This window comes from Streptomyces sp. NPDC053665 (assembly GCF_055585285.1).
Window position 1 is genome coordinate 1,374,446 of sequence record NZ_JBVJKK010000001.1, and the last position, 12,862, is coordinate 1,387,307.

At 73.6% G+C, this 12,862-nt stretch carries 12 protein-coding genes; 5 read left to right on the forward strand and 7 right to left on the reverse strand.

Annotated elements, in window-relative coordinates:
- Positions 1-2: 2 nt before the first annotated feature.
- Both ACZ6ZN_RS05880 and ACZ6ZN_RS05885 read right to left on the reverse strand, forming a co-directional pair.
- Positions 3-1,592 carry an ABC transporter substrate-binding protein gene (locus ACZ6ZN_RS05880; protein ID WP_469643347.1) on the reverse strand — a complete coding sequence of 530 codons (1,590 nt, stop codon included), beginning with the start codon at positions 1,590-1,592 and terminating at the stop codon, positions 3-5.
- A 177-nt stretch (positions 1,593-1,769) separates the two neighbouring features.
- Entirely contained in the window at positions 1,770-2,246 is a 477-nt protein-coding gene (locus tag ACZ6ZN_RS05885; RefSeq protein WP_469643349.1) for a DUF6299 family protein, read from the reverse strand.
- 246 nt (positions 2,247-2,492) lie between these two features.
- On the opposite strand from ACZ6ZN_RS05885, the gene ACZ6ZN_RS05890 reads away from it, so the two are divergent.
- Complete coding sequence (locus tag ACZ6ZN_RS05890; protein ID WP_398109770.1) at positions 2,493-2,687, forward strand: DUF5999 family protein; 195 nt, start codon at positions 2,493-2,495, stop codon at positions 2,685-2,687.
- A 35-nt stretch (positions 2,688-2,722) separates the two neighbouring features.
- Here the strand turns inward: ACZ6ZN_RS05890 and ACZ6ZN_RS05895 are convergent, their stop codons facing one another.
- Both ACZ6ZN_RS05895 and ACZ6ZN_RS05900 read right to left on the reverse strand, forming a co-directional pair.
- A complete protein-coding gene (locus ACZ6ZN_RS05895; protein ID WP_469643352.1) occupies positions 2,723-3,121 on the reverse strand; it encodes a RidA family protein in 399 nt (132 codons plus the stop codon).
- The gene (locus ACZ6ZN_RS05900) at positions 3,118-4,248 is read right to left on the reverse strand and encodes an acyl-CoA dehydrogenase family protein (protein WP_469643354.1); all 1,131 of its coding nucleotides are present in this window, start codon (positions 4,246-4,248) and stop codon (positions 3,118-3,120) included. The genes ACZ6ZN_RS05895 and ACZ6ZN_RS05900 overlap by 4 nt, the downstream gene beginning before the upstream one ends.
- Positions 4,249-4,375: 127 nt before the next feature.
- On the opposite strand from ACZ6ZN_RS05900, the gene ACZ6ZN_RS05905 reads away from it, so the two are divergent.
- From ACZ6ZN_RS05905 to ACZ6ZN_RS05915, 3 genes are all read left to right on the forward strand, one after another.
- Positions 4,376-5,998: an AMP-binding protein gene (locus ACZ6ZN_RS05905; protein WP_469643357.1), complete on the forward strand. Its 1,623-nt coding sequence runs from the start codon at positions 4,376-4,378 to the stop codon at positions 5,996-5,998.
- Between the two features lie 15 nt (positions 5,999-6,013).
- Positions 6,014-6,826, forward strand: a complete 813-nt coding sequence (locus tag ACZ6ZN_RS05910; protein ID WP_398109774.1) for a PaaX family transcriptional regulator — start codon at positions 6,014-6,016, stop codon at positions 6,824-6,826.
- Positions 6,827-6,914: 88 nt separating this feature from the next.
- Positions 6,915-7,484 carry a cysteine hydrolase family protein gene (locus tag ACZ6ZN_RS05915; RefSeq protein WP_469643360.1) on the forward strand — a complete coding sequence of 190 codons (570 nt, stop codon included), beginning with the start codon at positions 6,915-6,917 and terminating at the stop codon, positions 7,482-7,484.
- Between the two features lie 10 nt (positions 7,485-7,494).
- Here ACZ6ZN_RS05915 and ACZ6ZN_RS05920 read toward each other — a convergent pair whose 3' ends face one another.
- Both ACZ6ZN_RS05920 and ACZ6ZN_RS05925 read right to left on the reverse strand, forming a co-directional pair.
- Positions 7,495-9,846, reverse strand: a complete 2,352-nt coding sequence (locus ACZ6ZN_RS05920) for a bifunctional salicylyl-CoA 5-hydroxylase/oxidoreductase (RefSeq protein WP_469643362.1) — start codon at positions 9,844-9,846, stop codon at positions 7,495-7,497.
- Positions 9,831-10,658, reverse strand: a complete 828-nt coding sequence (locus ACZ6ZN_RS05925; protein WP_398109777.1) for an enoyl-CoA hydratase family protein — start codon at positions 10,656-10,658, stop codon at positions 9,831-9,833. Before ACZ6ZN_RS05925 ends, ACZ6ZN_RS05920 begins: the two co-directional genes overlap by 16 nt.
- 311 nt (positions 10,659-10,969) lie before the next feature.
- Between ACZ6ZN_RS05925 and ACZ6ZN_RS05930 the strand changes: the two genes are divergently transcribed.
- Positions 10,970-11,437: an ATP-binding protein gene (locus tag ACZ6ZN_RS05930; protein WP_398109778.1), complete on the forward strand. Its 468-nt coding sequence runs from the start codon at positions 10,970-10,972 to the stop codon at positions 11,435-11,437.
- Here the strand turns inward: ACZ6ZN_RS05930 and ACZ6ZN_RS05935 are convergent.
- Positions 11,394-12,824: an amino acid permease gene (locus tag ACZ6ZN_RS05935; protein WP_469643367.1), complete on the reverse strand. Its 1,431-nt coding sequence runs from the start codon at positions 12,822-12,824 to the stop codon at positions 11,394-11,396. The two genes, ACZ6ZN_RS05930 and ACZ6ZN_RS05935, sit on opposite strands and share 44 nt — an antisense overlap.
- Positions 12,825-12,862 lie beyond the last annotated feature (38 nt).

A 12,862-nucleotide genomic window follows, 5' to 3' on the forward strand; every position in this document is an offset into this window, starting at 1 on the left:
GGTCACTGCTCGGGCTGCCAGTCCTCGATGTTCCACCAGGGGCCGCTGGCGAAGCCGTGCTCGTGCGGCTCCAGCTGGGTGCTCAGCCCCTCCCAGCGGTCGGCCAGCACGTACAGGTGGTCGAGGTGGGTGAGGAACGTGTAGCCGGGGTCCCGCACCAGGGCGCGCTGGAGCGTGTCGTAGGCGGCCTTGCGCTCGGCCGGGTCCTGGCTGTGGCGGCCGTCGTCGAGGGCGCGGTCCACGGCCGGGTTGTCGTAGCGGGGCATGTTGTTGAAGCCGTCGCCGGCGAGGGAGGAGTGCAGCAGGGTGTAGAGGCCGAAGTCGGGGTCGCCGGTGCTGCCGAAGCCCGCGAGGACGGCGGTGTCCTTCATGCGCGGTTCGATGACCTCCCAGGTGGCGCTCTCGGCCGTCACCTCGATGCCCGCCTCCTTGGCGTCGGAGGCGTAGGCGAGGGCGTGGTCCTGGCGGACCTTGTCGCCGGAGGGGTAGAGCAGGGTGAAGGCCGCGCGTCGGCCGTCCTTGGCGCGCACGCCGTCCTTGCCGGGCTTCCAGCCGGCCTCGTCGAGGATCTCGCGGGCCTTGTCCAGGTCCCGGGGGCGCTCGATGTCCCGGGTGAAGGCGGGGTCGTCGACGGGCAGCGGCCCGTAGGCGGGCCGGCCCGCGCCGTCGAGGATCCTGTCGACCATGGCCTCGCGGTCGACGGCGGCGTCGAGGGCCCGCCGGACGGCGCGGTCGCCGGTGACCGGGTTCGCGGTGGGGAGGGCGACGGCGCGGAAGTCGTAGGACCGGGCCCGGTGGGTGCGCTTGCCGTCGTCGTTCTTGAAGGTGGCCGCGAGGTTGGGGGGCAGGACGGCGCCGTCGAGGTCGCCGGAGCGCAGCCGGGTGGCGCGCACGTTGTCGTCGCCGATGACGGCCATGGTGAAGGAGGTGACCTTCGGCTTGCCGCCCCAGTAGCGGGGGTTGGCCTTGAAGGTGAGCTTCTCGCCCTTGCTCCACCTGCTGAGGACGTACGGGCCGGTGCCTATGGGCCTGGTGTTGAAGGTGCCGGTGTTGGGGTCCTGCTCCGCCGCGACGTGCTCGGGGACGATGGGCAGGACGGTGCGTGCGGCGAAGGGCGCGTAGGGGTACTTCAGGGTGAAGACGACCTTGTCGTCGCCGTCCGCCCGGACCTCCCGCACGGCGTCCAGCTCGCTCTTGAAGGTGTTGTTGGTCTTGGCGTCCAGCGCGGTCCGGTAGGTGTAGACGACGTCGGCGGAGGTGAGCGGCTCGCCGTCGCTGAACTCGACGCCGTCGCGCAGGGTGTACGTGTACGTCCGGCCGCCGTCGGTGATCTCGGGCAGCTTCGCCGCGAGGGCGGGCTTCAGCTTCAACTGGGCGTCGCGCGCGAGGAGCCCGTCGAAGATCTTGGAGTTGCCGTCCTTGCCGTAGCCGAGCAGCGGGTTGAGGGTGTCGGGCTCGGTGGCCACGCCGATGACGACCGACGCGGCGGACCCGGCGCCGTCGGCTCCGCCACCGCCGGGAGCGGAGCAGGCGGTGACCGCCGCGGCCAAGGCCGCCGTGGCGGCGGCCCCTCGTATCCGACGGGTCGACATGTGACCTCACACCCTTGTTGCTTCGGTCTGGCTTTTGCACAGACCTCGCAATTAAACAGTCAAGGAGGGGTCGGGCGCACCACCCCCCCTCGGAGGAAGCCGCCGGTCGACCGCGCGCGACGGACCGGCGGCGCCCGCGGGTGCGGCTCGCGCGCCGGTCCGTCGGGGCTCCCGGCCTCAGCCCTGGGTCAGGGTGACCGCCTGGCCCGAGGTGGCGTGGGCGCTGGGCAGGGGCAGGCCGCCGAAGAGGCGCAGTTCCATCAGCGTGGCCTCGACCCGGGCCGCGCCGGGCACGAGGGAGCCGGGCATGGGGCGGCCCGTGTTCACCCAGCGGTGCTCGGCGCCGTCGCACACGGCCCGGGTGCCGCCGATGCCGTGACGGGTCGTGGACACACCCTGACTCACGGAGGAGCTGACGAAGACCGGGCCACTGGCGCTCGCGCAGCGGTAGGTGCCGGTCAGGGTGACGGTGCCGTCGGCGGCGATCCGGCCGATGGCGTCGACGGTGACGCTGTCCGCCACGGCGGCGGAAGCGGTGCCGGGGGTGGCGGTGCCGGGCGTGGCGGTGGACGCGGTGGCGGGGGTCGCGCCCGCGCCGGTCAGCAGGAGCAGCGCGGCACCGGCCGCCGCGCCGAGAAGGGAACGTGGACCCATGAGGGAAACCTCCAGAATGAGGTGAAATGTCCGTCTCCCACTCGTACCGGCCCCCGGGGCCGGGGCCCGTGACCCTCACCCCTTCGGTGGCGAGTCCGCACCGGCCGTCGTGGAACGGTCGCGGCGATGTCCTGGACTCGTCACGCTTGCCGGCGCTCCGTTCCCCCGCGGTCGAGACGGGAGGATCGTCTGTCCGTAAGAGGTAGGGGAAAGCTTCACACGGCCCAATCGACGTGGAGGTGCGCCATGTGTGCCCACCGGACCCAGTGCCCCGCGACCGACTCGTCCGCCGCGCACGTCGTCGCCGCCCACCCCGAGCAGGGGTGGAGCCTGCTGTGCGACGGCGCGATCGTCTTCGACGACACCGGCGAACTTCTGCCGGACGGCCGGGTGGTGGAGCCCCACCGGGGCACGGCGCAGGGCCTGGCCGTCGCCGCCTGACGCCCCGGGGCCGCGGCCCCGCCCGCACGGCGCGGCTAGGGAAGGACGGCGAAGCCGTCCAGTTCCACCAGGGCCTGCGCGTCCCACAGGCGGACGACCTGGACGACCGCCATCGCCGGGTAGTCGCGTCCGGCCGCCTCGCGCCAGATCGCGCCCAGCCGGGGAGCGTGCGCGCGGTAGTCCTCGACGTCGGTGGCGTAGACGGTGACCCGCGCGAGGTCGGACGGGGTGCCGCCCGCGGCCGCCAGCGCGGCGAGCAGGTTGGCGAGGGCGCGTTCGAACTGCTCGGGCAGGGTCGCACCGACCACCTTGCCGTCGCCGTCGAGCGCGGTCTGGCCGGCCAGGAAGACCACGCGCGAGCCGGAGGCCACCACGGCGTGGGAGAAGCCGGCCGGCGGGGCCAGCCGGGACGGGTTGACGCGCTCGACGGTCACCGCTGGTCCTCCAGGTGGGCGTACAACTCCTTGGCGATGATGCCGCGTTGCACCTCGCTGGCCCCTTCGTAGATGCGCGGCGCGCGCACCTCGCGGTAGAGGTGTTCGAGCAGGTGGCCGCGTTGCAGCGCGCGGGCGCCGTGCAACTGGACGGCCGTGTCGACGACGTACTGGGCGGTCTCGGTGGCGAGCAGCTTCGCCATGGCCGCACGCCGGGGCACGCCCGGGGCGCCGTCGTCGTACGCGGTGGCCGCCGCGTAGACCATCAGCCGGGCGGCCTCCGTGCGCAGGGCCATCTCGGCGACCTGGTGGGAGACGGCCTGCAGGTCGCGCAGGGTGCCGCCGAAGGCGTCCCGGCCGGCGGTGTGGGCCAGGGTGGCGTCGAGGGCCGCCTGGGCCATGCCGACCGCGAAGGCGCCGACGCTGGGCCGGAACAGGTTCAGGGTGCCTATGGCGACGCGGAAGCCGGAGCCCACCTCCCCGAGCACGTCGGCGGCGGTGACCGGTACGGCGTCGAAGTCCAGTGCGCCGATGGGGTGCGGGGAGAGCATGTCCAGTGCGCGGCCGGTCAGCCCCGGGCGGTCGGCGGGCACCAGGAAGGCCGTGACGCCGCGGGCCCCGGCGTCCGGGCCGGTCCGGGCGAACACCGTGTGGAAGTCGGCCTCGGGGGCGTTGGAGATCCAGCACTTCTCGCCGGTCAGACGCCAGCGGGCGGAACCGTCGGGGACCGCGCGGAGGGCGAGGGCGGCCGCGTCGGAGCCCGCTCCGGGCTCGCTCAGCGCGAAGGCGGCGATCGCGCTGCCGTCGGCCACCTCGGGCAGCCAGCGCTCCCGCTGCTCCGGGGTGCCGTGCAGGTGGACGGGGTGGGCGCCGAGGCCCTGGAGCGCCAGGGCCGTCTCGGCCTCGGTGCAGCCGTGGGCGAGGGACTCGCGCATCAGGCACAGCTCGAGCGCGCCGGAGGTGAACAGCCGGCCGAGCAGCCCCGCCCGGCCCAGTTCGGCGACCAGGGGGCGGTTCACCCGGCCGGGTTCGCCCTTCTCGGCGTACGGGCGCAGCCGTTCCACGGCGAGGGCGCGCAGTTCGGCGCACCAGGCGAGTTGTGCCGGTTCGAGCGAGAATGCGGTCATCGCCGGTCCCTTCTCCGCCACCCTGCGTTCCGGCCGGGTCACTCCGAGGCTATCGCGAACCGTTGACTGTCGTCACCAACACGATACGCTCCAGGGGCGAGCCACCCACGCCAAGGGGGCGAACCGTATGGATGCACGGCGCACGGCCCACGTCGACACCTTCGCGCGCGACCATCTGCCTCCCCCGGACCAGTGGCCCGAGCTGCGCTTCGACCTGCCGGAGCTGCGCTACCCCGACCGCCTCAACTGCGCCGCGGAGCTGCTGAGCGGCCCGCCGGACGACCGCCCCGCGTTCCTCACCCCGGCCGGCGAGCGGTGGACCTACGGTGAGCTGCGCGCCCGCGTGGACCGGATCGCCCACCTGCTCACCGGCGAACTCGGCGTCGTCCCCGGCAACCGCGTGCTGCTGCGCGGCCCCACCACGCCCCGGCTCGCCGCCTGCTGGCTGGCGGTGCTGAAGACGGGGGCCGTGGCGGTCACGGTGCTCGCCCAGCAGCGGCCGCACGAGCTGAGCACCATGTGCGAGATCGCCCGGGTCCGGCACGCCCTGTGCGACGTGCGGGCCGTCGACGACCTCGTCAAGGCCGAGGTCCCCGGTCTGCGCATCACGACCTACGGCGGCGACGGCCCGGACGACCTCTTCGCCCGCCCCGCGCCCGGCACCCCCTACGAGGCCGTCGGCACCGCGGCCGACGACGTGGCGCTGATCGCCTTCACCTCGGGCACCACCGGCCGCCCCAAGGGCTGCATGCACTTCCACCGGGACGTCCTGGCGATCGCCGACACCTTCTCCCGGCACGTCCTGCGGCCGGGCCCCGACGACGTCTTCACCGGCAGCCCCCCGCTGGGCTTCACCTTCGGCCTCGGCGGCCTGGTGGTCTTCCCGCTGCGGACCGGGGCGAGCGCGCTGCTGCTGGAGCAGGCCGGGCCGCGGCAGCTGCTGCCGGCGATCGCCCGGCACCGGGTGTCGGTGCTGTTCACGGCCCCGACGGCCTACCGCGCGATGCTCGCCGACCTGGACGGCCACGACGTGTCGTCCCTGCGCCGCTGCGTCTCGGCCGGCGAGAACCTGCCCGCGGCCACCTGGCGGGCGTGGCGGGAGCGGACGGGGCTGCGGATCATCAACGGCATCGGCGCCACCGAGCTGCTGCACATCTTCATCTCCGCGGCCGGCGACCGGATCCGGCCGGGGACCACCGGGACGGCCGTCCCGGGCTGGCAGGCGCGCGTGCAGGACCCGGACGGCAACCCGGTGCCCGACGGGGAGCCCGGACTGCTGGCCGTGCGCGGCCCGGTCGGCTGCCGCTACCTGGCCGACCCGCGGCAGCGGGAGTACGTCCGCGGCGGCTGGAACATCACCGGCGACACCTACGTCCGCGAGCCCGACGGCTGGTTCCGCTACGTCGCCCGCGCCGACGACATGATCATCTCGGCCGGGTACAACATCGCGGGCCCCGAGGTGGAGGACGCGCTGCTGCGGCACCCGGACGTGGTCGAGGCCGCGGTCGTGGGCCGCCCCGACGAGGCGCGCGGGCAGGTCGTGGTGGCGTTCGCCGTCCTGCAGGAGGGCGCCGCACGCGACGCCGAGGCGCTGCGCGCCTTCGTCAAGGCCGAGCTGGCGCCCTACAAGTGCCCCCGGGAGATCGTCTTCCTCGACGCCCTGCCCCGCACCGCCACGGGCAAGCTCCAGCGGTTCCGGCTGCGCACGGCGGGGACCGGGGACGGATCGGCGGAAGAGGACCGGCACTGATCCGTACGACCTAAGATGATCAACGTGTCCGACCAGCATGCACCACGGTCTCTCATCGTCACGCTCTACGGCGCGTACGGGCGCTTCGCGCCGGGCCCCGTGCCCGTCGCCGAGCTGATCCGGCTCCTGGCCGCGGTCGGCGTGGACGCCCCGTCCGTGCGCTCCTCGGTGTCGCGGCTGAAGAGACGCGGGCTGCTGGTGCCCGCCCGCACCGCGCAGGGCGCCGCCGGGTACGCCCTCTCCCCCGACGCCCGCCAGCTCCTCGACGACGGTGACCGGCGCGTGTACGCCACCGCCCCGCCCGAGGACGAGGGCTGGGTGCTCGCGGTGTTCTCGGTGCCCGAGTCGGAGCGGCAGAAGCGGCACGTGCTGCGCTCGCGGCTGGCCGGCCTCGGCTTCGGCACCGCGGCCCCGGGCGTGTGGATCGCGCCCGCGCGGCTGTACGAGGAGACCCGGCACACCCTGGAGCGGCTGCGGCTGGACGCGTACGTGGACTTCTTCCGGGGCGATCACCTGGGCTTCGCGCCGACTGCCGAGGCCGTGGCCCGCTGGTGGGACCTGGCCGCCATCGCCAAGGAGCACGAGGCCTTCCTCGACCGCCACGAGCGCGTGCTGCGCGACTGGGAGGAGCGCGACGGCACCCCCGAGGAGGAGGCGTACCGCGACTACCTCCTCGCTCTGGACTCCTGGCGGCACCTGCCCTACACCGATCCGGGGCTGCCCGCGGCGCTGCTGCCCGGGGACTGGCCCGGGGTGCGCTCGGCGGAGGTGTTCCGGGGGCTGCACGAGCGGCTGCGGGACGCGGGGGCCCGGTTCGTGGGGCTGTGACCTGCCCGTACGGTGTTGTTAGTCTCCTCGGCCCCCCGGGTACCCGGCGCGTCCCCGTACCCCACGCTGCACATCGGGAGACGCGACCATGGAAGAACAGTCGGGTCCGAAGCGGCCGGCACTGATCGTGGTCGACATGATCAACACGTACGACCACGAGGACGCGGAACTGCTGCTGCCCTCCGTCGAGAAGGTCGTGCCGGTCATCGCGGACCTGATCGGCCGGGCCCGCGAGGCGGACGTGCCGGTCATCTACGCCAACGACAACTTCGGGCGGTGGCGCTCGCACCACGGAGAGCTGGTGGAGAACGCCCTCGCCCGGCCGCACGCGGACCTCATCGAGCCGATCCGGCCCGACGACGAGTCCCTCTTCGTGATGAAGGCCCGCCACTCCGTCTTCTACGAGACGCCCCTCGGCTACCTGTTGTGGAGCCTGGGGGTCGGTCACGTGGTGCTGACGGGTCAGGTCACCGAGCAGTGCGTGCTCTACTCCGCCCTGGACGCGCACATCCGGCACCTTCGGGTCACGGTGCCGAGCGACGCCGTCGCCTCCATCCACCCCCATCTGGCCTCCGCCGCCCTGGAGATGATGGAGCTCAACATGGGCGCCCGCATCATCACGGCCGAGGAGACGGACTTCACCGAGGGCGCCGCGTGAGGGCCGCCGCTCACAGGCTCAGGCGGGGCTTCGGGGCGTCCGTGCGGCCCGTCCGGGGAGGGCGGCTGCCCGCGCGGTAGGGCGCCGGCCACACCGCCGCCTCGCCCGAGTAGCCCTGTTCGGCCGCGGCGTGCAGGGTCCAGTGCGGGTCGTACAGATGGGGCCGGGCCAGGGCGCACAGGTCGGTGCGGCCCGCCAGGATCAGGGAGTTGACGTCGTCCCAGGAGGAGATGGCGCCCACGGCGATCACGGGCACGCCGGTGCCGTGGCGGATCCGGTCGGCGAACGGCGTCTGGTACGAGCGTCCGAAGTCGGGCCGTTCGTCGGCCACGACCTGGCCCGTGGAGACGTCGACGGCGTCGGCGCCGTGCGCGGCGAAGGCCCGGGCGATCTCGACGGCCTCCTCGGCCGTGGTGCCGCCCTCCGCCCAGTCGGTCGCGGAGATGCGCACCGTCATGGGCCGCTCCCCCGGCCACACCGCGCGCACCGCGTCGAAGACCTCCAGCGGGAAGCGCAGCCGCCTGTCCGGTGAGCCGCCGTAGGCGTCGGTGCGGCGGTTGGTGAGCGGGGAGAGGAACCCGGAGAGCAGGTAGCCGTGCGCGCAGTGCAGTTCGAGCAGGTCGAACCCGGCCCGGGCGGCCCGGCAGGCGGCGGCCGCGAACTGCTCGCGGAGGTCCGTGAGCTGGGCCCGCGACAGCTCCCGCGGGGTCCGTCCGTCCGGCTTGTAGGGCAGCGCGGAGGCGGCCACGAGCGGCCAGTTGCCGTCGTCGAGCGGCTCGTCCATGCCCTCCCACATGCGTTTCGTGGAGCCCTTGCGGCCGCTGTGGCCGAGCTGCACGCCGATGGCGGTGCCCGGTGCCTGCTCGTGCACGAAGTTCGTGATCCGCTTCCACGCCTCGGCCTGCCGGCCGGTGTACAGACCGGCGCAGCCGGGCGTGATGCGGCCCTCCTCGCTGACGCACACCATCTCGGTCATCACCAGCCCGGCCCCGCCCAGCGCCCGGGCGCCCAGGTGGACCAGGTGGAAGTCGCCGGGGACGCCGTCGGTGGCCGAGTACATGTCCATCGGCGAGACGACGACCCGGTTGCGCAGGGTCAGGCCGCGCAGCCGGAACGGGGTGAACATCGGGGGCGTGCCGGGCGGGCAGCCGAACTCGCGCTCCACCGCCTCCGTGAAGCGGGCGTCCCGCAGCCGCAGGTTGCCGTGGGTGACGCGGCGGCTGCGGGTGAGCAGGTTGAAGGCGAACTGGTGCGGCGGCTGGTCGAGGTAGAGGGAGAGGTTCTCGAACCATTCCAGGCTGGCCCGGGCGGCACGCTGGGTGGAGGCGACGACGGGGCGCCGCTCCGCCTCGTACGCGGTGAGGGCCTCGGGAAGCGTGTCGTGCTCGCTCAGGCAGGCGGCCAGGGCGAGGGCGTCCTCGACGGCGAGCTTGGTGCCGGAGCCGATGGAGAAGTGGGCCGTGTGGGCGGCGTCGCCCAGGAGGACGACGTTGCCGTGCGACCAGTGGTCGTTGACGACCGTGCGGAACGTGGTCCACGCCGAGTTGTTCGACTTCAGGGGGCGGCCGTCCAGGGCGTCGGCGAAGATCTTGGCGCAGCGTTCGACGGACTCGTCCCGGCCGAGCTCGTCGAGGCCGGCCGCCTGCCAGACCTCCTCGCGCATCTCGATGATCACCGTCGAGGCGTGCGGGGAGTAGGGGTAGCCGTGCAGTTGCATCACGCCGTGCTCGGTCTCGGCGATCTCGAAGCGGAAGGAGTCGAAGGCGAAGTCGCCGGCGAGCCAGATGTAGCGGCAGCGGTGGGGGGTGATCCGCGGCCGGAAGACGTCCGCGTGCCGCTCGCGCGTGGTGCTGTGGACGCCGTCGGCCGCGACGACCAGGTCGTGGGTGCGGGCGAGGTCCTGCGGGGCCTCGGTGGAGAAGCGCAGGCGTACGCCGAGGTCGCGGCAGCGGGCGTGCAGGATCTCCAGCAGGCGCCGGCGGCCCAGGGCGGCGAATCCGTGTCCGCCGGAGGTGTGGCGGGTGCCGCGGTGGACGATGTCGATGTCGTCCCAGCGGACGAAGTCCCTGCGCAGGGCCTCGTAGACCTCCGGGTCGGCGTGCTCGATGCCGCCGAGGGTCTCGTCGGAGAGGACGACGCCGAAGCCGAAGGTGGTGTCCGCGGGGTTGCGTTCCCAGACGGTGATCTCGCGGGACGGGTCCAGGCGCTTGAGGAGGGCGGCGGCGTAGAGACCGCCGGGGCCGCCGCCGACGACCGCCACGCGCCGGGCCCGGCCGGGGCCCGGGTGCGGGTGCCGCTCGTCCGCGGCCCGTCGCGCGGTTCCGCGCGTCCCGGAGGGCGTGGCCGTCACCGTCCGCTCCATTTGGGAGGGCGTTTCTCGGTGAACGCCGCGTGGAACTCGGCGTAGTCCGCGCCGTTCATCAGGAGCGCCTGGGTCGACGCGTCCAGTTCCACCGACGCCGCCAGGGGCATGTCCAGCTCCGCCGTCAGCAGCGCCTTGGTCTGGGCGTACGCCAGGGCGGGGCCCTGTGCCAGGCGCTGGGCGAGCTGCCCGGCCGCCTCGTCGGCCCGGCCCTCCTCCGTCAGCTCGCTGATCAGGCCGATGCGCTCCGCCTCGGTGGCGCGGACCGGGTCGCCGAGCATGAGCAGCCGGGTGGCGTGGCCCAGCCCGACGACGCGGGGCAGCAGGTAGGCCGCGCCCATGTCGCCGCCGGACAGGCCGACGCGGGTGAAGAGGAAGGCGAAGCGGGCGGTGGGGTCGGCGATCCGGAAGTCGCAGGCCAGGGCCAGCACCGCACCGGCGCCGGCCGCCACGCCGTGCAGGGCGGCGATCACCGGGAAGGGGCACTCGCGGATCGCGCGGACCACCTGCCCGGTCATCCGGTTGAAGTCCAGGAGCTGGGCGGTGTCCATGGCCAGGGTGGCGCCGATGATCTCGTCGACGTCGCCGCCGGAGCAGAAGCCGCGGCCCTCACCGGCCAGCGTCAGCGCCCGCACGGACCGCTCCCGGGACAGCTCGGCGAGCAGGTCGCGCAGGTCGGCGTAGGCGCCGAAGGTGAGCGCGTTGAGCTTCTCGGGGCGGGCGAGCGTGACGGTGGCGACGCCGTCGGAGACCTCGACGCGCAGATGCTCCCAGCGCGGGGTGCGGGCGGCGGAGCCGGTGAAGGGACTCATGACGTGCGGCCTCCTCGGGCGGGCACTGCCTCACTGAGCTCTACCCCCCGAAGCTATCACTCATTCGTGACTGTCGTCAGGAGTGCGCGATACGCCGCAGGGGTAGGAACGGAGTGAGGGGCCCGGACGCGACCCGGGCCGGTTACATCCGTCACAGGTCGTCCACACCGGCGTAACGGCGGGAGCGGCGGTGCGCAACACCGCCTTCACCTGGGTAGGCCGTCCGGCGAGGGGGCGACGGCGCCTCCTCGCGGTGCCCCTCGGACGTCCTCCGGAGGCGGCGCCGTACCATTCATCAGGTTGAAAGCAGGATGTCCTGCTCCATGAACGGACCCGCCTTGTACGAACTCCCCTCAGCCCCCGCCTCCTGGCGCGTCGCGCTGCCGCACACCGCCGCCGCGGTGCCCGTGGCCCGCGCCCTGGTCCGCACGGCGCTGGCCGAGCTGGAGCACGGGGCGGACTGCGACACCGCGGAGCTGCTCACGGCCGAGCTGGTGGCGAACGCCGTGGAGCACACCACCGGCGAGAAGCCGATAGAGCTGGTCGTGGAGCTGATGCCGTCGGGCTGCCGGGTCGAGGTGCACGACACCGACCCGGCACCGCCCGGCGATCTCACCCGCCCGGCCGGCGGACCGCCCGACCCCTGGCAGGAGCACGGGCGCGGACTGCTCCTGATCCGCGCCCTGAGCTCCTCCTGCGGACACCGGCCGACCGAGTCGGGCAAGGCGGTCTGGTTCAGACTGCCTGCGGTACCCGCTCCTCGGCGTCCGGCGCAGTGACGCGGGCCAGCCGGGAGTTGCGGCGCCCGTAGAGCAGGTACAGGGCCGCCCCGACCGCCAGGAACACGGCGAACTGGATCCAGGTCGTCACGCCCGTCTCGTACATCAGGTACAGGCAGAAGCCGACGCCGAGCAGCGGGGTGACGGGGTACAGCGGCACGCGGAAGGTGCGGTCGAGGTCCGGCTCGCGGCGGCGCAGGGCGATGACCGCGAGGTTGACCGCGGCCATGACGGCCAGGGTGCCGATGGTGCACAGGTTCACCACGGCGTCCAGCGGCGCGAAGGCGGCGGGCACGGCGAAGACGACGGCCACGATCAGCGTGCCGGCGACCGGTGTGGCGGTGCGCGGCGAGACCTTCTCGAAGACCCGCGGGACCAGTCCGTCGCGGGACATGGACAGCAGGATCCGGGTCTGGCCGTACATCACGGCGAGCACCACCGAGGCGATGGCGACGACCGCGCCGAAGGCGATCACGCCGCCGCCGACCGTGGACCCGGTGACCTGGTTGACCACGTAGGAGAGGGCGGCGGGACGGCCGCCGACGGCGTCGCCGCCGATGGCGCCGATCGCGGCGAGGGCGACCGCGCAGTACAGCAGCGTGACCAGGCCGATGCAGACGAGGATCGCCACCGGGATGTCCCGGCGCGGGTTCTTCGCCTCCTCGCCGGCCGTGGTGATCGCGTCGAAGCCGATGTACGAGAAGAAGGCGGCGGTGGTGCCCGCGCCGATGCCGGCCAGGCCCTCCGGCGAGAACGGCGTGAGGTTGCCGTCCTCGAAGGCGGTGAAGCCGATCGCGACGAAGGCCACGAGGACGGCCAGCTTCAGCACGGCCATCGCGGCCGTGGCCCGGGCGCTCTCGCGCACCCCGCGCACCAGCAGCACGGCGGCCATGGCGATGACGAGGACGGCCGGCAGGTTCACGACCCCGCCCTCGGCCGGACCCGCCGACAGCGCGGCGGGCAGGTGCAGCCCGACGAGGCTGTCGAGCAGCTCGTTGACGTACTGGCTCCACCCGACCGCCACCGCGGACACCGACACGCCGTACTCCAGCAGCAGGCACCAGCCGACGAGGAAGGCCGTGCCCTCGCCGAGCCCGGCGTAGGCGAAGGAGTACGAGGAGCCGGACACCGGGATCGCGCCGCCCAGTTCAGCGAAGGCGAACGCGGTGAAGACGCAGGTGATCGCCGCGAGGACGAAGGAGACGACGACGGCCGGACCGGCCTGGGCGACGGAGTCGGACAGACCGACGAAGATGCCGGTGCCGACGATGGCACCGACGCCGAAGCAGACGAGCTGGAAGAGGCCCATCGTGCGCTTGAGGCCGTGGCCTTCACGGTCGGCGCCGGATTCGGCCACCAGCAGATGGGGCGACTTGTAGCGGGGCATGCGGGTGGTGCTCGTTTCTGGTGGTGCGGAGTGCGACG